Annotated in this window: 22 protein-coding genes and 1 tRNA gene; 11 read left to right on the top strand and 12 right to left on the bottom strand. The window is 44.2% G+C overall.

Going from position 1 to position 19957, the window contains the following annotated elements; genetic code table 11:
- Positions 1–38 precede the first annotated feature (38 nt).
- From DMB44_RS01815 to DMB44_RS01835, 5 genes are all read left to right on the top strand, one after another.
- Positions 39–683, top strand: coding sequence for an ACT domain-containing protein (locus tag DMB44_RS01815; RefSeq protein WP_110640622.1), 645 nt, complete (start codon positions 39–41; stop codon positions 681–683).
- A gap of 186 nt (positions 684–869) precedes the next feature.
- Positions 870–2150 (top strand): thiolase domain-containing protein, encoded by a 1281-nt coding sequence (locus tag DMB44_RS01820; RefSeq protein WP_255414304.1) that lies wholly within the window; start codon positions 870–872, stop codon positions 2148–2150.
- Entirely contained in the window at positions 2147–2641 is a 495-nt protein-coding gene (locus DMB44_RS01825; RefSeq protein ID WP_110640350.1) for a Zn-ribbon domain-containing OB-fold protein, read from the top strand. Before DMB44_RS01820 ends, DMB44_RS01825 begins: the two co-directional genes overlap by 4 nt.
- Entirely contained in the window at positions 2641–3105 is a 465-nt protein-coding gene (locus tag DMB44_RS01830) for a CoA pyrophosphatase (RefSeq protein ID WP_110640351.1), read from the top strand. Before DMB44_RS01825 ends, DMB44_RS01830 begins: the two co-directional genes overlap by 1 nt.
- A gap of 53 nt (positions 3106–3158) precedes the next feature.
- Positions 3159–3524 carry a DUF3198 domain-containing protein gene (locus DMB44_RS01835; RefSeq protein ID WP_110640352.1) on the top strand — a complete coding sequence of 122 codons (366 nt, stop codon included), beginning with the start codon at positions 3159–3161 and terminating at the stop codon, positions 3522–3524.
- On the opposite strand, the gene speE is transcribed toward DMB44_RS01835, so the two are convergent.
- Complete coding sequence (speE, locus tag DMB44_RS01840; RefSeq protein WP_110640353.1) at positions 3517–4338, bottom strand: polyamine aminopropyltransferase; 822 nt, start codon at positions 4336–4338, stop codon at positions 3517–3519. The genes DMB44_RS01835 and speE overlap by 8 nt on opposite strands.
- A gap of 104 nt (positions 4339–4442) precedes the next feature.
- Here speE and DMB44_RS01845 point away from each other — a divergent pair, with 104 nt between their 5' ends.
- On the top strand, positions 4443–5375 hold the full coding sequence (locus DMB44_RS01845) for a deoxyhypusine synthase (RefSeq protein ID WP_110640354.1): 933 nt from the start codon (positions 4443–4445) through the stop codon (positions 5373–5375).
- Positions 5376–5460: 85 nt separating this feature from the next.
- Entirely contained in the window at positions 5461–5916 is a 456-nt protein-coding gene (locus tag DMB44_RS01850; RefSeq protein WP_110640355.1) for a peroxiredoxin, read from the top strand.
- Between the two features lie 210 nt (positions 5917–6126).
- Here the strand turns inward: DMB44_RS01850 and DMB44_RS01855 are convergent, their stop codons facing one another.
- From DMB44_RS01855 to DMB44_RS01880, 7 genes are all read right to left on the bottom strand, one after another.
- Entirely contained in the window at positions 6127–6735 is a 609-nt protein-coding gene (locus tag DMB44_RS01855) for a hypothetical protein (protein WP_110640356.1), read from the bottom strand.
- Between the two features lie 395 nt (positions 6736–7130).
- The gene (locus tag DMB44_RS09235) at positions 7131–7307 is read right to left on the bottom strand and encodes a hypothetical protein (protein WP_153280105.1); all 177 of its coding nucleotides are present in this window, start codon (positions 7305–7307) and stop codon (positions 7131–7133) included.
- A 6-nt stretch (positions 7308–7313) separates the two neighbouring features.
- Positions 7314–7634, bottom strand: a complete 321-nt coding sequence (gene rpl12p / locus DMB44_RS01860; protein ID WP_110640624.1) for a 50S ribosomal protein P1 — start codon at positions 7632–7634, stop codon at positions 7314–7316.
- Between the two features lie 12 nt (positions 7635–7646).
- Positions 7647–8591: a 50S ribosomal protein L10 gene (locus DMB44_RS01865; protein WP_110640357.1), complete on the bottom strand. Its 945-nt coding sequence runs from the start codon at positions 8589–8591 to the stop codon at positions 7647–7649.
- Positions 8588–9241: a 50S ribosomal protein L1 gene (locus DMB44_RS01870; protein ID WP_110640358.1), complete on the bottom strand. Its 654-nt coding sequence runs from the start codon at positions 9239–9241 to the stop codon at positions 8588–8590. Before DMB44_RS01870 ends, DMB44_RS01865 begins: the two co-directional genes overlap by 4 nt.
- A gap of 13 nt (positions 9242–9254) precedes the next feature.
- Positions 9255–9725 carry a 50S ribosomal protein L11 gene (locus DMB44_RS01875; RefSeq protein WP_110640359.1) on the bottom strand — a complete coding sequence of 157 codons (471 nt, stop codon included), beginning with the start codon at positions 9723–9725 and terminating at the stop codon, positions 9255–9257.
- 127 nt (positions 9726–9852) lie between these two features.
- The gene (locus tag DMB44_RS01880) at positions 9853–10881 is read right to left on the bottom strand and encodes a hypothetical protein (RefSeq protein WP_110640360.1); all 1029 of its coding nucleotides are present in this window, start codon (positions 10879–10881) and stop codon (positions 9853–9855) included.
- A gap of 282 nt (positions 10882–11163) precedes the next feature.
- Here DMB44_RS01880 and asd point away from each other — a divergent pair, with 282 nt between their 5' ends.
- The 3 genes from asd (at position 11164) to DMB44_RS01895 (ending at position 13121) form a co-directional block, all read left to right on the top strand.
- Positions 11164–12177 carry an aspartate-semialdehyde dehydrogenase gene (asd, locus tag DMB44_RS01885; RefSeq protein ID WP_110640361.1) on the top strand — a complete coding sequence of 338 codons (1014 nt, stop codon included), beginning with the start codon at positions 11164–11166 and terminating at the stop codon, positions 12175–12177.
- Complete coding sequence (locus tag DMB44_RS01890; protein WP_161952076.1) at positions 12174–12983, top strand: aspartate kinase; 810 nt, start codon at positions 12174–12176, stop codon at positions 12981–12983. The genes asd and DMB44_RS01890 overlap by 4 nt, the downstream gene beginning before the upstream one ends.
- Positions 12984–13049: 66 nt before the next feature.
- A tRNA-Val gene (locus DMB44_RS01895) sits at positions 13050–13121 on the top strand.
- Positions 13122–13553: 432 nt separating this feature from the next.
- Here DMB44_RS01895 and DMB44_RS09595 read toward each other — a convergent pair.
- The 3 genes from DMB44_RS09595 to DMB44_RS01905 form a co-directional block, all read right to left on the bottom strand.
- Positions 13554–13676, bottom strand: coding sequence for a hypothetical protein (locus DMB44_RS09595; RefSeq protein ID WP_255414299.1), 123 nt, complete (start codon positions 13674–13676; stop codon positions 13554–13556).
- A 20-nt stretch (positions 13677–13696) separates the two neighbouring features.
- Entirely contained in the window at positions 13697–13960 is a 264-nt protein-coding gene (locus tag DMB44_RS09545; protein ID WP_237265229.1) for a hypothetical protein, read from the bottom strand.
- A 472-nt stretch (positions 13961–14432) separates the two neighbouring features.
- Positions 14433–14888 (bottom strand): chromate resistance protein ChrB domain-containing protein, encoded by a 456-nt coding sequence (locus tag DMB44_RS01905; RefSeq protein ID WP_110640363.1) that lies wholly within the window; start codon positions 14886–14888, stop codon positions 14433–14435.
- A gap of 358 nt (positions 14889–15246) precedes the next feature.
- Here DMB44_RS01905 and DMB44_RS01910 point away from each other — a divergent pair, with 358 nt between their 5' ends.
- Complete coding sequence (locus DMB44_RS01910) at positions 15247–15615, top strand: hypothetical protein (protein ID WP_110640626.1); 369 nt, start codon at positions 15247–15249, stop codon at positions 15613–15615.
- A gap of 46 nt (positions 15616–15661) precedes the next feature.
- On the opposite strand, the gene DMB44_RS01915 is transcribed toward DMB44_RS01910, so the two are convergent.
- Positions 15662–19795: a protease pro-enzyme activation domain-containing protein gene (locus tag DMB44_RS01915; RefSeq protein WP_110640364.1), complete on the bottom strand. Its 4134-nt coding sequence runs from the start codon at positions 19793–19795 to the stop codon at positions 15662–15664.
- Positions 19796–19957: the final 162 nt, after the last annotated feature.

Here is a 19957-nt window from a genome sequence, read left to right on the forward strand (position 1 = left end):
CAGAAATAAACTTATGTATCAAAATGGGATGGCATAAGATGAGCATATCAGAGGAAGTGAGGGCATATATCGAAAGGAATCCCCATATCATGCGTGCCCTGAATGAAGATGTGATCAACTACTCTGCACTTGCCAGAAAGATAATGGAGGAAACCGGCCTTGAGAATTTTCAGGCCATAATCGCTGCGCTGAAGAGATACAGGGCTCCGGCCTCCGAGATAGATCACTCAGCCATACTCTCTAGATCAAGCGTGGAGATGTACACGAACATATCCGTGGTGATACTGAAGCCGAAGAATGAAAACGTGAAGATGGTTCTCAACAACGCGGAACGTTCTATGCTCAATTACAGCAGATTCAGGATAATTCAGGGGGTACAGGGCGCAGTGGTGGTCATCAACGATAACGATCTGGATAGAATAATGCGTGGAATTCCGAAGAGTGAGATCATAAGCGTGGACAGGAAGCTTGCTGAAATAGTGATAACTAGCCCACAGACGATAACGTATACCCGCGGTTACGTGGCTCATCTCTCATCGCTCCTTGCCTATCATGGGATAAATGTCGTTCAGCTGGTCTCCTTCTACACCGATGTGACATTCATACTTGAATCCAAGGATCTGACGGCGAGTTTCAGCATAATATCAGACATCATTGAGAGATCAGCACAGCGGAAGACCTGAGGATAAAAAGGACAACGAGCTGAATTTTAGAGATGCGAGCGACCTGTCATGGATCGATGAGTTCCTTAGACAATAATCGCCACAAAACATCATCGAGGGATTTATTTATATGCCTATAATAACACCTAATCAAATCTTTATTAAATTAATTATTTTCTACCAATATTCGCAAAACTTTTATTAATTATATTAAGTTATACCAATATGAAGGAAAAGCCCAGAAATGTGTATATGGTTGCCGGAGGCGTGACAAAATTCGCCAAGGCATCACCTGAAATGGATTTTCGGCTGCGAGTGAAGAAAGCCTTCGATTATGCAATGAATGATGCTGGACTGACTCTGGCCGATATAGACGGATCTGTTGCATCCTATTTTTCGGATCATTTCCAGAGGCAGCTGATGTCCGGGATAATGGTGCAGGACTATCTTGGGCTTGTACCGAAGCCGAGCAAGAGAATCGAAGGTGGCGGAGCGACAGGTGGGCTTGCATTCCAGGCTGGCTATGAAGAGATAGCCTCTGGGCGCATGGATACGGTTGCGGTCTACGGATTTGAAACCATGTCGCATGTCAATACCTGGAAGGGCAATGAGTTCATAGCTCTGGCCAGCGATACTAATTTCGACTACCCCATAGGCGGCTTCTATACGGGCTATTATGCGATGATGGCCGTTCGCCACATGTATGAGTTCGGAACAACCGTTGAACAGATGGCCAAGGTTTCGGTCAAGAATCACGGAAACGCCCTTCACAATCCCTATGCTCAGAGCCCCATGAAGCTTACGGTGGAGGACGTCAGAAATGCACCAATGGTATCGTATCCGCTTACCAGACTTGACGTCTGCGCCATGTCTGATGGTGCGGCAGTGGCGATACTTGCATCGGAAGATAAGGCATTCGAGATAACCGATCATCCCGTTCTGATAAAGGGCATTGGCACCGGTACAGATTCCATGAGGCTGGCCGACAGGCCTTTTGGCGAGGTGCCACTTTTACCAAACGAGAAACCTTCTGATTACAAGGGTCTGAAATATCCCGGCGTGCACTCCTTCAGGGCAGGGCGCATGGCGGCGAAGGAAGCATATGAGATGGCAGGCATAACCGATCCGATCAATGAGATCGATCTGATAGAGCTCCATGACGCCTACACATCGTCAGAGATACAGACGTATGAAGATCTTGGACTCTGCAAGTACGGCGAGGGCGGCCAGTTCATAGACGAGGGAAAGCCGGAGCTCCATGGCAAGATACCCGTCAATCCATCCGGAGGGCTTCTGGCTGCTGGCCATCCTGTTGGAGCTACGGGAATAATGCAGGCAGTGTTCATGTTCTGGCAGCTCCAGCACACCGTGAAGAAACACTTCCATGACGATTATTTGCAGGTTCCAAATGCGAAGAGAGGGTTAATTCACAGCCATGCTGGAACGGGTACTTATGTTACTGTAACTATAATGGAGGCGGCAAAATGACACTTGATCCAAATGCAAAACTGCCAGAAACCGAAGAGGGAACGGTGGTATACAACACCGATCCGCTCATAGTGAGATCGCATTATGAGATAGATTACATACACAGCTATGCGCAGGACAGCGAATTCTTCAGAGCACTGGGAAGAAAGAAGTTGATGGGAAGCAAATGCAAAAAATGCGGTTATGTCTATGCCACACCCAGATCGCATTGCATGATGTGCGGTGCGGAGACCGAATGGTATGAACTCCCGCTTAAGGGACGTGTACATACATTCACGACCTGCTATTTCAGTGGAGAGGAGTTTCTGAACGAAACGCCATTCAACCTCGTAATGGTCGAGTTCGACGGTGTCAATTCGCTCTTCATGAGCAGGCTGATCGGAGCTGAGACAAAGGACATATACATAGGGATGCCCGTCAGAGCAAAATTTAGAAGGAACTTAAAGATGAACGTAACGGACGTTTACTTCGTACCGGACGTTGAAAGATAATGAGGCATGGGGAGGCAGCGGTAGGCTTGATCATCGACAGGAGCGATCTCATCCTGATAAAGAGGAAGATCAGGTCAGATGATCCATGGTCCGGAGATGTTGCCTTCCCCGGTGGGTTTTTGAAGGAAAATGAGAGTCCGGCACAGTGCGTTCTCAGGGAGATAAGGGAAGAGGTATCGCTATATCTCACGGAGAGGGATATACTCGCAGAGATGCCACTCCACTATCCCATGTCGAGGCAACTGCCTGTGCATCCATTCATAATAAGGGGATATTCGCTCGAAGATGCAAGGCCAGGGGAGGAGGTCGACGAAGTTAGGGTTGTCAACGTATCCGAGCTCATAAAAGATTATGACCAGAACAAAGGTAACATATACAGATATCAGGACTGGATCATTTGGGGGCTGACTTACAGGATTCTCACAACGTACATCGAACGCTACTATGGGAATTTTGACTTCTGATCATTTTTTCAGGGAAAACGACATTTAAAATATGGAGATATATTTAACAGAATATGGAACGATCCATCAGAGACTATCAGTTCATCATCTATGCTGTTGTATTTGTGGCAAGCTTCACCGTACTCATAATAGCTTCAAACCAGCTACTGTTCCACAATGCATTTCTAGATGCTGCAGCCTTTGATGTTGGTGACTGGGTATACTGGATATTTGCCCTGAGCTTCATCTTTACAATTACGATGGCCTATCTTATGGTGAAGAATCTCAGCGATAGGGCTAAGTTCGAATCCATGATCAACAGCCCAAGCAAGAGCATCTTTGTGAGGAATATGAACGATCTAGAGATGCTCGCCGCTAGACTGGGAAAAAGCTACAAGATACAGTTGGATCAGGCAAAGGAAAAATGGAAGGTCAAGTGATCAGATCCTTCACAAACTGTGGCAGTTTGAACGATCCGTCCATTACCTCAGCATTGAAGTATTTTCCTGAGATGCTGACCGGCCTCGGCTTCATTGTCCAAGGCGATGCGACAGTGAACGACCAGAAACCGCTCGGATAAGTCGGTATGAATCCAGTATAGACGCGCACATCATTGAAAACCTCTTTCATGCCGGAATAGGCAAGTTTTATTGCCTTTGGCTGGTAAAATGGAGAGCCGGACTGCGATACCAGGACTGCCCCCTGGTTCATGATCCTCTTTGTGTCTGCATAGAACTCCTTTGAGAACAGGCCTTCGGCTGGTCCTTCTGGATCGGTTGAATCGATTATTATTAGATCGAACTTTTCTTCCGTATTCTTAACGTATTTTATACCATCCTGTATTAGCAGCTTGACGTGGCTATCACTGAAGGCAGAGGATAGATTTGGAAAGAATCTTTTCGACACCTCGACCACTTGATCGTCTATTTCAACATTTACTATGTGCTTCAGGCCGAGATCGAGAAGGCGCCTCGCTGCTCCACCATCACCGCCTCCGATGATGAGGGCGCTCTCTGGAGGTTTCTGGGTGAGGTGATACGGCACCATCGTTATGAGTTCATGGTAGATGTATTCATCCCTCTCGGTAAGCTGTACGGTACCGTCTATGGCTAGGAGCTTACCGAAATCATAGGTGTCGAACAGATCGATCCTCTGATAATCGGTCTTTATGGACAGGAGCTGATCGCTTACCCTGAATGAGAGCTGCAGATTGTCTGAATATCTTTCTGAAAACCAATTTTCTATTAACTTCATCCCGCTTTTATTGTTTGTGCGTATTTAGATTTTAGCCGATTGAAAATTCTTTACCGTGAATCTGTCAATGCAGAAAGCTAAAATCAGCGATACAATATACTTTCATGGATAGAAAGCAGCTTTTGACTAGACCGGTCAGAGATCTCTCAATAAGTGCAGAAACAAAACTTGGCGACCTCATGTCTCAGTTCTCAAGCGTTGGTGGATTCACTGCGGCGAAGATATATGAGGCATACACCATAATAAGGGATATGCTGCAGGAGGAGAACACAACGTTTCTTTCATTTCCGGCCGATATAATATCCACTGGATTGCGCGGAGTCATAAATGAAATTGTGAAGAGAAAGCTCGTGGATGTGATAATAACAACATCTGGAACGCTTGATCACGACATAGCCAGAACTTACAGGGATTACTACTGTGGATCCTTCAGCTACAGCGATGTTGAGCTGAGGGACATAGGCATAAACAGACTCGGCAATGTACTGGTTCCCGACGAATCCTACGGAGAGATCATCGAGGAGAAGGTCATGGAATCGCTGGAGAAATTGTACGGAAAAAAGAAGGAATGGGCAACCGTTGATCTCATAAGGGAGGTTGGTCTTGATATAAACGACGATCGCTCAATACTCTACAACGCGGCCAGAAACAACATACCTGTGTTCGTGCCTGGAATAACTGACGGCTCCTTTGGATCACAGCTCTGGAGCTTCTATGAGCAGCACCATGACTTCAAGATAAACCTTCTTGAGGACGAGCACAGGCTGTCGGATATAATATTCGATGCAAAGAAGACGGGCGCAATAATGATAGGCGGAGGAATATCGAAGCATCATACCATCTGGTGGAATCAGTTCCGCGATGGATTGGATTACGCAGTTTATGTGACTACCGCCCAGGAATACGATGGATCGCTTTCTGGTGCGAAGCTTGAGGAGGCAATTTCGTGGAAGAAAGTGAGGCCTGATGCGAGGTATGTGAACGTGTATGGTGATGCAACGGTCATAATGCCTTTGCTTATGGCACCATTCCTCTGATCATTTTGATCTTTAATATTATGCTTTTTTGAATCAGTCAGGAAGGATATCATAACCTTTATTAATTAATAACATATCTTACTATATGGAACTTTTAAATATTGGTGAAATGGCTCCGGATTTTGAGACGATCGATCAGAATGGAAACACTGTGAAGCTAAGTTCTTACAGAGGAAAGCCTGTTGTTCTGTACTTTTATCCTAAGGATAATACTCCAGGATGTACAACAGAGGCCTGCAATTTCAGGGATAATTTCAATTCGTTCAGAGAGGCCGGCGTTGAGGTTATAGGGGTGAGTGTTGACTCGCCAGAGTCGCACAAGAGGTTTGCTGAAAAATACAATCTGAACTTCACACTGGCTTCAGATAAATCGAAGGATATCGTTAAGAAATACGGCGTGCTTGGACTGGCCACGGCAAAACGTGTGACATATATAATAGATCCATATGGAAAGATAGCGTATGTTTATCCTAAGGTGACGCCGAAAGATCATGCGCTTGAGGTCATGAACAAGCTTAAGGAATTGAATCTTGTTAAATAACGGATTGGCATGATCTGGAAATACATGTTAAATATCATCAGAATAGCATTTCATCAATGGAAATATACCTATATTTCATCGCCGGAGATCACAATTGTACATTGATAGTTCAACGATCTGATAAAATAGCTGTTAACCTTGAATTTTCATAATGGTATACTGTGATGGTCTATCTGCATATAAAATAAAAAATAGAATCTATTTTTAAATTTAATTTATAGATTCGCTCATGCTCAGGCTGAAGGATGGTGCACTGGTACCAGATGATATAGATCCAGATCCGATCTCAAACGCTACATATATCGTTGTTCCATGCGCTACATCATCAAAGGTGAATGTTTCACTTCCAGGGCTTGCCAGTGAAAACGAATACACCGGTCCGGAGTTAGAGATAGTCGTTCCACTTATTGTAAACGGAGTTTCTGAGAGATAGATCGTTGTACTAGCTGGAAACGCACTGCTACCAGATGCAGCATCAGTCTTAGCGCTTGGGACATTAATGGTTACGTTGAATGTTCCCGGCATGGAGCTAGTAAAGTTAATGTCAAGAACATTGACTTCATATATGGTCTCGTTGGTCATGACTCCAAGAGTTATGTTACCTATCACTTCGCTTTCGCTGCTAGATCTAGCGTGCCACCCAAATCCTACGCTCATGTTCGCCGCCATATAGTTGCTTCCAGGCTGTATGTAGAATAAAGGTTGAACCTGTACCCCTGTTCCGCCGCTGAAGCCAACGACAAGAACGTCTGCAACCGCCACAGCCGGCAGTACGGTTGCAACCACTGCTACCAATACCAACATCATCTTTCTATTCATTTCCTCACATCCTATTCTTACACCTGTTAAAGGCAATTAAAGTAACAATAGTGAATATTAAACGAAAAGGAATTTAAATTATGTTAGAAAATTATGTATCTTTATTACATAATATAACTTTCTACGAGTCTTATTTAAAGATTCAATATTCACAGAAAGTTTATAGGCCTAGTGGAAGCAAAAAAACTCTGATCTTTGGATAGAATATGCAGAGACTTCGCCTGCTTTAAAGATTCATAAAATTTAAGGAGACAGACATAGATAAAGCTGGAAAGATGATAATGATAATAGAGAACCTAAAAGCATCATTTAGGAGATACACATCATGATGAAACGCAATGAATAGTAGGTTTCATTAGCTCAATAATATTTAAAACGAAAATTGTAAAATAATCTCATATGCTATAATTTTTGTCGTCCTCCATGAGCATCAGGGAGACGAATATCGATCCCAATATCCATATCAACGCTATTATAAGCAATATAATATTGTTGTATGCGATCGCTATAATAAATAGAACAATGGGGATAAAATACTTCAGCAATCCCCATGTGAGATCGTAGTAATCCATTTAGGATCATCCGAAGAGTGCGCTCAGTCCAGACATTGCCTCTTCTTCTTCGTGTTCCTTGTCCTCTTCTTTCTTCTTCTCCTCTTTCTTCTTTGGCTCTTCCTTCTTCTTTTCTTCCGCAGCAGGAGCTGGTGCAGCAGCAACCTGGGCCACGGAGGCATTCTTCAGAACCTCATCTATGTTAACGCCCTTTAGTCCAGAAACCAGTGTTTTAAGTCTGGCCTCATCGACCTGAACGCCAACGTCTTCCAGTACCTTTTTCAGCTTTTCTTCATCTACTTCCTTTCCAGCTGCATGAAGCAGCAGAGCTCCATATACATATTCCATCTTCATTACCTCCTATTGAAACAGAGCACCGAGTCCCTCGGATATGCTCTCATCAGGCGATTTTTCCTCCGTTTTCGCCTCTTCCTTATTCTCTTCAGGGGTTTCCTGTGTATTACCCTTATTCAAAACATTGTTTAAAATTATCGCATTCGCATTGGCTCTCACTAGGAAGTCCTTCACATTGTCTTCTGTTATGAACTGCCCTGCGAGTGCAAGAGCATCAGCCTTTATCTTAGCCTCAGCTAACAGATCTTTGAGAACCTCATCCACGAAGAACATTGAAGTCTTCGCCAATGATTTAGCTTGGGCAAATGCGCTTGCAAGCTCACCTGCAATCTTATCCGGTGTAAGGGCCAGAACATCCTTTGAATAGATCAGCCCTTCGCTGTATAGGCCTAGCAGCTGAAGTCCGACTTCAAGTGGTTTGATTTCGAGCATCTCCAGTATCTTGGCCTTGTCTTTGGATATCGTTTCTCCCTTCTTGACGAACACAGTCTCCTTCTTTATAGCTATCTTGCCCTTCTCAACGCCCGTCTGAAGACCTACCTTCTGGAATTCCGTCATCATTGGTCCTGGTGGAAAACCTGTTGTCATTGGCTGAATGACTATGTCTTCTGGTGCAATCTCGCCACCGCGCGGAGCGGTCTTCTGGAAGGTAGACTCTATTATCCTGTATATCTCAGTGGGATCCAGATCCGATGTGATTAAGGCTATCTGTCCTCCAGAATTCTCCTTGAGTTTAGCGAGATTGCTATCACCCATACTGTCAAGCGCTTTGAACAAAAGGGTCTTCTTTAATACCTTTAGGGTAATCTTTCCCCTATTCTTTCCCCTGATATCTTGTATCTGTCTTGTCCTTATACCTGCTGTATCTACCAGAGCAACGGATCTTGAATTTTTGATCCTCTGGGTGATTTCATTAACAAGTTCCTTCTTCTTCTGGCTGACTTCCTTCATTTTTCATCACCGGCCGATATTTCGATGGCATTACCCATGGTTGTCTTCACGTACACGCTGCGTATATTTGATGCACCACGTTCAAGCTTGCCGGTTATCCTGTTCATAACTGCCATTATGTTTTCGCTGATCTTGTCTGTGTCCATGGATCTTGTGCCGACTGGTACGTGGAAGGTCAGGGCATTTCTGCTCCTTGCCTTCACGGTGTTCTTCAGATTCTTGATCAGAGGAGCAGGATCCTGTCCGGGCGGTATAGGCCTGGGCATCTTTCCTCTTGGGCCGAGGACCTGACCAAGGCTTTTACCTATGTTGGCCATCAGTGTTGCCTCGGCTATGAAGAAATAAGCCTGATTTACGATCTTCTTGAACGCCTTCTTGTCCTCGGCGAATTTTGATATATCCTCAGCTCCGAAGACGAAATCTGCTGAACCTCTGGCCTTTGCCTTGAGCTCGTCAGAACCAAATACAGCAACCTTTACGTCCTTTCCTCGACCATTTGGAAGCAGAATTTCTTCATTAATCCTGTTTTTGGGATTACTCATGTCAACGTCTTTGAGATTTATTGCAATCTCCACGCTTTCCTCAAATTTCCTTTGTGGAGATTTCTCCTTTACTTCGTTAACTGCCTTCTTCACGTCATTGATGTTCAATCATCCCACCTCTTCAAATGGATATTTCTCCGGCTTTTATCTGGCGCTGGACTTCCTTGGGGTCCTTTCCATCAACATTTATCCCCATGGAGACGCATGTCCCCAGCACTTCCAGCGTAGCAGCCTTCAGATCACTGGCCAGCATGGAAACCATTTTAGTCTTCGCGACTTCCACTATCTGATCCAGCGTAGCATTTCCAGCCACTGCCTCCTTTCTCTTTGCAGCTCCCTTTTCAATACCAAGCTTCTTCTTCAACAGTGCAGAGGTGGGAGGAATCCCAACGGTTATTTCGTATTTCTTTGTCTCAGGATCCACAACAGTAATAGTAACAGGGACTCTCATTCCCTGGAATTCTTTAGTCTTTTCATTAATTTCTTTGACTACCTGGGCAACGTTCAATCCAAGTGGACCTAGTGCAGGTCCTATGGGTGGTCCCGTGGTGGCCTTCCCACCTTCCACCATCGTCTTCACTGACTGTGCCATTATTGAGCACCCTGAAACTCAATATAAAACTAATATAAATAACCATCTCAAATGCAGAATACTAATCGTAATGGTCCAGTGTGTTTCAAATATATATAAAAAGATATGATCCAGCCAAACCATCAGGTTATTCCGGAGAAGCTGGTAGAAGATCATGAAGAGGTAGTACCTCAACTATGCGATTCTTATGAACTGATCTTTTTGGATTTGACCAGTATTTTCCCAGCGCTTTGAAAAAATCTATCTGATCTTCTCTTCTTATCAAGAAGTAGTTGTCAAGATGGCCCGCCCCATCGCTGTATCCCCAGTAATCAATCGGGCCCATAACACTTTTGACTATGTCAAAGAAGAAATCATGGAACCAGCTACTCTCAAGATGGAACTGTACAATCTTTGAGTTCTTGTTTGATTTATATATTTCGAACTGACCATTGAATTTTATATTGCTGTTATGAACTCTAGCTATGATCTCATTGGTGTCTGATGCAACATACTTCATTCTGAAATTCATAGTGTTCTGAAATAAACCTCCTGAATTGGTTGTAAGTTCCTCGTCTGAGAGAGTCCAGGTTGTCCTTATCACAAGCACCATATTCGGATTTATGTCCTTTCTTTCTATGGCTATTCTAAATGATGGAACAGTTAATCCTTCAAGCCTTTCCAGTCTAATGATCTCGGCAGGTAATGGAGCGAGATTTACGTAGTCAAGCACCAGCTTAGTAACGGAGTCAAGGGCATCTTCAACGAACTCAAAGGCGATTATGAGTTCATCCCTCCCTAGGCTTATTACTGGGTACATTGTGAGGCCAGGGATCGATGCCAGCCGGTTGATGGACGCATTGGAAACTTCAGATATATCTCTTATCAGGGCGTTTGTATCATGCTTCATGACCTTTCCCAGCCCCATCTTTGTGTAGAAGGAATTTATGTAATCAACAACAGATTCAACTTCATCAGTCTTGAGAGTCTTGAAGGCATTTATAAACATCCTCCACCTTCCATTTTCTCTCGCGAACATAGCACCGAAGTTGTACCTCTTGTTCTCTTCGTTGTATCCTGGAAACATCTTGAGAAGACGTTCTGGAACGGGATTAGGTACGCTTACCCTTATGGTAGCAAGATAGTCTAGTGAAGGAGGAAAGACGTGATCATTCATCTGATCTTTATCCTGACCTGTATTAATTTAATTTCGTTCAAGCTTCCTGCATGATTGCGAAATTTTTCCATAACAGAATGAGATCCGTACACTAATTACCAACGGTAATTTATTATTATAGAAATTAGAAATATTTAATTCTTATACTGGAAAACACAAACTGGATGATAACATAGTAAATGCACAATTTGGTAAGCATTTAGGGGTAAAACTCTGAATGCTTTATAAGAAATATGGTAAATGGGAATTAAAATATGACTATAGGTAATATGGTGCTGATCCATGGATAAGATAAAAGTTGGATTGATAGGTTCAACAGGCATTGTTGGTTCGCTCATCTCTAAGATGATTGTAGATCACCCCTATTTCGAATTATCCAATGTGTATGCATCGGATAGGAGTGCAAATAGAAAATACGGAGAAGCGGCCTACGGAAATATACCGGCCAAGTACGAAGATATTCTTGTGAAAGAAAGTGATGCCGATCTCATTATAAAGGATAGAAATGACATCATATTCAGCGCCGTCAGCGATGAAAGGGCAGGTGTAATAGAAAGAAGGCTTGCAGAATCTGGGATCCCTGTTTTCACAAATGCTTCCGCAAATAGAATGGAGCCGGATGTTCCCATAATTATCCCGGAGATAAATGGCGATTTGATCAACAGGATCAGGAGCGACGGCTTCATCATTGCGAACGGCAATTGCAGTACCATCGGCCTTTCACTTGGCATTGATCCGATAATTCACGAAGCTATTGAGGAGATAGACGTGACAACCCTTCAATCTGTGAGTGGTGCAGGTTATCCCGGGATGGCTTCCATCGATATAATAGATAACGTTATCCCATATATCGCGAAGGAGGAAACCAAGATAGAGAGAGAAACAGCAAAGATATTTTCAGGCAAGTTGAACGCGGAGATATATGCAACAGCCACACGTGTTCCAGTAAAAATAGGACATCTTGAATCCATACACGTTAGATTTAGGAAGGACATAGATGCTGAAACAATTCTGGAAGAATTCAAAAACTACAGGAATGGCTCTCTGAAGACGGATCTACCTTCACTGCCTGAGAATTCTGTTGTCATGGTGCAGGAAGATGACAGGCCACAACCCGCAATCGATGGTATGAACGGCGGCCCGGGTCTCAAAGCGGGCATGTCCGTATCGATTGGAAGGATCAGGGTGAAGGCCAGAAGTTTGGACTTTGTGTTATTGGTTAACAATATTGTGAGAGGTGCGGCCGGTTCCACGCTCCTTAACGCTGAACTTGCCCATGCAGAGGGATTGATTTGAGGGGAAAATGTGTTGTGAAGATAGGAGGATCAGTATTGAAGGATAGTTCCTCCCTTGTTCGAATAGACAGCATCGTGAGACATTTTGAAGATCCTGTTATAGTCGTTAGTGCCTTTAAGGGGATCACGGATGCACTCTATGATCTTTACGAGTGTGGCGAATGCAGGTTGAATGGTCTAAAGGATCTTATCAATATGCATTTAAGAATGATCAAGGAAGAATTCTCCTATTCTGGCGATTTTCAGATATCGCAAGACAGCATAAAGGAAAGGGATTCATACGTCTCCTATGGAGAGAAGATCTCCGCCTACGTCATCGCCAGGTTTCTGACGCAGAACGGGCTAAAATCTATCCCAGTGTATGCAGACAGTTCGGGGATCATGATAAACGATTCCAGCGCAGATTCCGAAATAGATATACAGGCATCATCCTTGTTTTTAAGGAAAATTGAAGATATAATGGACATGAAACAAATACCCATAGTGACCGGATTCTTCGGATCAGATAAGTTTGGAAAGACCCGCGTGCTCGGAAGGAACTCCAGTGATTACTCTGCGGTTGCAGTTGCCGCAATTCTCGGTATAGACAGAGTGGTGCTCGTCAAGGATGTTCCAGGAATATATCTGAATATAACAGACAGCAAATCACTTGCAAGAAGAATTGATTATGAAAGGGCCCTGGAGTTGTGTGAGGCCGGAGCCAGAGTTGTGCATCCTAAAGCTTTGAAGTTAGCCAGGGAACGCAACATCAGCCTGATAATCACTTCTGGAGAGAGCATTGAATCAGGAACAGTAATAAGTGATTGAACGGGGTTATGAGGAAAAAATCAAAAAAGGTTAAATTCTCATTATTCATTTCCCTTTGCCTTATATGGGCTCGTAGTCTAGTGGTATGATGTCGCCCTGACACGGCGGAGGTCACCGGTTCGAATCCGGTCGGGCCCATTCTGCATTCAGGTTATTCAATGTTGATATGGTAGTACTACTTTTTTATCCTTATGTATGCTTTCCGTTCAGATCATTTTTCCTGTTCTGTCTTCGCCATTACAAACTATACCCTGCTTCGTGAGTATGAGGAAAAGGGAGGAGGGCATAATTCTGATCTATCATTATTAGAATGATCGATTTACCTTGGTCAGGGTAGGACAACGTTTGAAGAACTCGATATAAAATGCTATTGTTGATTTGAGCAGTATGTTTGGATCGTCTGGTGCTGCAGTCACCACTGTTTCTATTTTAGCTAACTACCTCACCTTTTTGTCGATGTAGAATGTCTGCATGGAAATTCTGTTGCCTTCACTGTTTGTAGGTTCCCCAACAATGTACGCTTTGGAGCAGAAGGATGGTATGATAGATAATCAATGTTGTGCTTGTCAGCTACTCCTCGCTAAAGCTTCGGAGCTTGCTGCTGGTTTCCCCTTCACCCGTAGACGAGGTTTCATTGAACCGCAACGATCGGCTGGCTGACAGCAGCCTGAAGTACCCAGATGTACCGGGCACTTCGATGTTCCTTGAGGCATTCAGATCCGCATTGAGTTGGAATCCGCATTTCCTGCATTTGTGTATTCACCCCTGTATTTATCGATCAGGGGTGAATGAGCCACTTGATATGCCAGCCTGCCCTGTACTGTGGTGAGGGATATCGCATGTGAGTCAGGATAGAACTTGAACGTCCTGTTATCAAAACCATAGTCCAGAACCAACTGACATGCATCCCTGAACTGCTTCACTGCTTCAATTAATGACCTATTGTATGGTAGTTTCAGTTTAATAGTCCTGAACATCTATTATTAGTCTAGCAAACTTATTGATAAATTATCTCAATTGAGGAAGTCCGTGCATCTCTTGTCCGAAGAAAGAGTTTTACAGCTCCGCTCAAACACCTAACTTTCCTATAAATATAGGCCCTTCTGGCTACAATCTGCCACGCGTGCTATCGGGTCAGGTCACGGGACAGAGGGCGATAGATAAGTGGACATTAATGAGGATAAGGAAAGCCATCGATCGTTTTCTGGGAAGATATATAACTTATTCAATTCTCCTTATCACAATCTTCTTATCGACTTCATAGAACCCAACGAATCCCATTTCTTCAACATTCAATAATTCCGCAATTTTTCAATATCGGTTTTCAATGAGATGATACTTTTGAAGTTACACGTAACCTTAATTATTAATAGTATTATAAGCCATATAGAATATTAATTCAGTCTAATCAAAAACAAATTAACCTGTATTTATAGATTTTCCGTATTCTTATAAAGCATTATTTTTGGCAGCTACCTTCATCTTGCAATATGCGTATAGTGCATCATATGCAGGAAACTGTAGTTTTATATTTTCCAGATCATCTCTTGCAATTTCCCTGAATCCCCTTGCCAGCGCCTTCATTCCTGGGCTTTCTGGAGGGGGGTTGTCGATCTTTGCATCAGCGCCTCTGACTATCCTCGCAAGCTCAAGGAGAGCAGGATCCCGCAGGTTATACTTTTTGATAAACGCGTCAAAACTGACTCGTTCTTCATTTCCTTCCCTGAAATGCGTCAGTTCTACATTTTCGACATCGAATGGCACGGCATTAAGTTCTTTAGCTCTTTTCAATACTTCCTGAGGCGGAACATAGATAAATTCAGCATCAGGATCAATGAACCTTTTTATCAGCCAAGGGCAGGCAATTCTGTCCACCATAGCTCTTTCTCTTGTTATCCATTTCATAATTATGATTAGGGATCATGCATATTTAAAGGAATGTTATGATTCTTGAGAAGCCATAAATCCCAATAGCTTTCGCGATCATATATGCGTGGTATTCCACTGGAATATTCAACATAGAATTTTGCAAGATTTATAATAATATAGCTTGTGCAGTCCGAATTCACGCCTGTGGTTATAGCGATATATAGCTTCTACGGATGTTCGGAGAGGCAGAGGTCTCTCCGATGAAGGGAAGCCCCGATGCTTTAGCTTAGGAGTAGCTCACTTGGATCTTCTTTGCTCATGACATATTTTTTGAATGGTATTGATATCTTAGAAAGTTATAAAGTATCCGAAGTCTCTCATGGTGATAATCTGCATGGCTGAAAAAGATCATGACCGGAACAAAAACACAGAAGAAATGGTTGCAGAATTGAGATGTGAGAATAAATCTGTCAAGCAGATAATGAAAACGCTCTCATTGCGCAAAGAAGAAATTGAAAAAATGATCAAAAACTGGATCATTGAAACAGATCCTTTTATAGAAAAAATGGTGAAGGGAAGAAAGGTATCATCATCGCCCGATGTCAATAAGATATCTCAACTTATCAAGCAGGATATACGGGAGATATTAGATGATCCTCTTGCTCTGGATTACATCGCAAAGAAAAGATCAGATCATCATGACAGGTTCATGGACTGCATAAGGTTCAAGATCAAGCAATATCTTGAAAAAGGATCAAAATAATTTAAAATAAATGAAATTTTTAACTGTTCTTAATATTCAGATTTTATCATTTTATTTTCTTTCTTCTGGGTATTATAAGAGCGATGGAGACCGTTAGTATTATGCCCGCTATTATTACGGACGAGATCATTGCGATTAGACCAGTGGGATAGCTGCCAAATATGCCAGAACTTCTTACGATCTGCGGGCCTGTCAGATGTTCAGCCATTGAAGTTATCTCAGCATGATAGGTCTTAAGATCTGATCTATAGGAAGATATCTGTGTCTGAACGGTGTTGTATGTCGTTGAATTTATCATGCCACTGCTGTAAAGCACCTCAGCCTGCGCCTGAAGTGTATTGAGATCCTTCACACTCTGGTTAAACTGATCCATCAATGCAGCGATCAATGAAGACTTCAAAGCGCTGGATGAGGAATAACCTGTGGCAGTCGATGAATATGAGGCGATGGCTTTTTCTGCACTTGTCAGATTGTTCTGAAGATTATATACATCGTTGTAGACGAAGAATCCATATGTTGCAGATGCAGAAAGACCAGTTGGCGTGGAAACAGTGAATACCGCATAGTAGTATCCGTCGCTGAGAGATTCGGTGTTTATCTCTACATTTCCAGTTGTTCCGCTGCGCGTCAAGATCATCTGTTTGGAGCTGCTGTAAACGTTTAGTTTGCCCTCAATATTGCTACCAGGCCATGAGGAGGAATATGATATTCCAAAGGATCCAGAAACTATGCCTTTCTGGGATCCAGATATTGAGGCAGATGGATCTGGCCCAGGATTGCTAACAGGCAGCGTATAATGCCATATGATGGGGTGCTGTATATCGTATATTAGGAAGGTGAATCCGAAGAAGCTGAATGACACGCTCAGATCGTTGATACCAGAAGCCGTCATATTCAGCATTATGGTCTGTCCGGGTGGTGGCAGGATCGTGAAGTTGAACGGTATGTAGCCATTTGATATACCGCTCACTGTGGTATTGGCCCTGCTATCGAAGAACAGCGGTGGATAGCTCACGTTAGTGTACTGGCCTGGCATGGATCCGATAGATATATTGACGTAGTTTACGTATTTCATATCAGCAAAATCTACAACTCCAGATATGTAATGCCCTGAAACGTAGTTGATGCTGGGTATGAAGTCGCCAGCCTGTGGTTCTATATATACGGTGACGGTGTTCGAGGTAAGTCCGTCGTAGGTAGCCCTGAGCTGGACTACCTGTGTGAGAAGTGTGCCGTTGGTCTCCGCAAGGAGTGCATCGGTCCAGAAGGCGAAATTGCCACGCGCATCGGTCAGGAAGTGCCCTAAGGTGACACCCGGCGCGTAGGACGATACCGGCATCGTTGGGTCGATAAGGTAGAACTGGCTAACATTGACGGATATTTCTGAGACTACTGCGCTAGCTACGGGCTCCCCGTTAAGCATAACTTCCGCTGGTCCAATTCCATAGGTGTTGTAGAAGCCTGTCAGCGTTGTGGTGAACATCGGTATTTCAACTGTTCCTGTCTCCGCAATACCTTCGGGATTCGTTACGGTCAGCACTAGGTTTCCGCTGGCCATAGGCTGTGAAACCCCAAACTGCTGGAAATCCCATGCCGGCATGACCACAGGCGAGTTCATCACCGAGACCAAGAAATAGCCGTATTCAGTTGCATTGCCCAGGAAGCTCAGCCTTGAATATGATGGCGTATAGTTGAAGAAGCCTGTGGCATTGGGTGTTATCTGGGTCATGACGCCACCGCTGAATGCATCTATCATGTAGTTACTGCCGGCAATCGCGCCATTTGACGTCACTATCCTGAATGTATACATCTGTCCAGACGTAAGGGTTGTGAATGGGGATAGGCCAGACGGAGTCACCATCATCACGCTGAAGGCAGGATTGATAAGCGAGTAGCCCTCCTCAGAAACCGTGCCTATAAGATCTTTAGACATTGCCGCGGCATTTATGAATCCAAGGCCCTGCAGGAAGTTCCAGCCACTGCCGGCAGGATTGAATAAGGTCGCGTACCAGCCAGGAAGCACAGGATCGCTGGGCTCGCTGATGCTGAGGTTGAAGAGGTACCAGGAATAGTCGTTGATGGGGCCATAATTGAAACCCTTACCTATATTTATCATATCGACGTATGGATTGGAAATTCCGGGGACGTTGGCGTTATAGGCATTGTGAGCTTCAAACAGCAGTGGATTTACATTGCCCATCTTTGGAGTCGCGGATGGAAGCATGGAAGCCTGTTCTTCTATAAGAGCCCATTCACCTGCAGTTATCGGTGTTGCAAATGATGTACCTCCATAGAAGAGGTTCCATGTTCCGAATCCGTATATGGACATATTGAAGGCAGCCGGGCCGGATACTATTGGATCTATCAATGCTCCGGTGTCATACACGTCAAGGCCCGCTTCATACCATGGCTGCTGTTCCATAACTGATTCTCCGAAACCACCACCTATTTCTCCCTTGAAAGTACCATCGAAGCCAAACCCGTAGCTCCAGTATGTGAAGCTGGCCAGGCCTGTCGCCGAAGCGACATACATCGGTATGGATATTCCAAATATGCTGTAGTTTACGATCACGTTAGTTAATGGGAACTCAACGCCATTCGATTCAGCGGTTGCCTGACCACCACCAACCGATGTTGCAAACGGCGACTGAGAGGGCATAGACGGTGAGGCGGCCATGGAGTTTGATCCCTCATCTCCCGAGGCAAAGAAATTAGTAACACCAACCGCGTTAAGCTGAGCAAGCAGTTCATCTTCAACCGTAACGTACATTGGTGATCCCAAGAATACTGCTTCCCATTCTGGAGCGCCGTATGAATTGCTTGTTATCGTTATGTTTGTGGCACCTGCGGTTGGTCCGAAAACTACGTTTCCGCTGGGTATTGCAGAAACAGGATCGTTGTTGACAAGGTACTGCGCTATAAACTGATATGCATTATCGAAGCTGGAAAATTCAGGGTTAGGCACAGCTACAACGTCAATGTGGGCCATAGGAGCCATGGCTGCGATATACTCTATATCCAGCTCGGTTTCCAGAGTCCATCCATAGTTGAAGCCGTCTATTATGCCGTCAAACACTGACGGTATACCTACACCTATGTATGTGAGCCTGTCAGGAAGCTGGTTTGGATTTCCGAATACCTGCTGAGAGAACTGAGCCATATCGGACGGGATCGGGAATCCAACCTCAATCACTGCTACGGTTATTCCCTGTCCAAGGTCGGGACTTTCGCGTATCGCATCAGCTCCGTTCCAGAGATTTTCTGCGCCGGTGAGTATATGCATAGTGCTTGGAAATACGAACTGATAGTTGCCTAGATCAGATGGGAAGCCGAGTACCGGGCCGACAGCTACAGGCGTTGCCCACGTGTAGTTGGCATATGTCAGGTTCTGTATGTTGTCTATTGACGGAATGTACGTCACGCCCGGGTCGTTGTTGCCAGATCCGGAACCAGCAGCAGAAACCATGGTGGGAGAAAGCCCATAGGGAAGCATAAGATCTGGCTGTGCGAAGAGACCATTCAGACCGGAGATGCCAGAGACATAATGTTCAAGATCGCCGGGGAGTTTCAGATCGCCTGTGGCAGCATAGAATGGTTGAGAATACGTGACGGAACCCTTCACAGCACTGCTGTTACCAAATAATGGATTCCAAATACCATTCGATGTGTACTGGTATCTGAAGGATTGGATCGTTGTATGGAAGGCGCTCTCAAACTGCGATACAGTTCCTGTTAGATATAGATCAAGGCGACTGGGATTTTGTGAAACATATATGCCATAACTCTCGAAGTATTGGACAAATTCGCCGTAGACGTATGGACTCACACCAAACCTGTTGCCTATCTGCGAGGGAGTGAGAAACTGATGGTAGTAGGAACTACTGGGATCATAGAGTCCGTTCACGTATGCCTGAATATCACCGCTGGGCTCAAGTGCAATGAAAACGCTTATAACAGCCGAGGGATCGTATGCGCTCTGATACGGGATCAGCGAATATCCGGATGAAATGTTTCCAGTCTGCTGATTCAGTGATGATCCACTGAGTGCGATCAGTGGCTGCTCATTGGGCCCGCCCATTGTCTGCGGATTAAAACCGCTTCCGGCTACTGAAAAAGCCAGGAGAGACAGAGCAACGATCAATATCGCTCCAATCGTAAATCCTATGTTTTTCGAATTCATAAGAGACCATGAAAACATGTGATGTTCATTCAAATCCGTTATGAACGGAAAGAACTTACAGAAAATAAGCAGTAAAGTGGTATCTGAAATTCGCGCCTTTTCATTGTTTCATAGAGGATATATGAAAATAATACTTACCAGAGATAAGTATGAAGCTTACAT

This window comes from Thermoplasma sp. Kam2015 (assembly GCF_003205235.1).
Classification (GTDB): domain Archaea; phylum Thermoplasmatota; class Thermoplasmata; order Thermoplasmatales; family Thermoplasmataceae; genus Thermoplasma.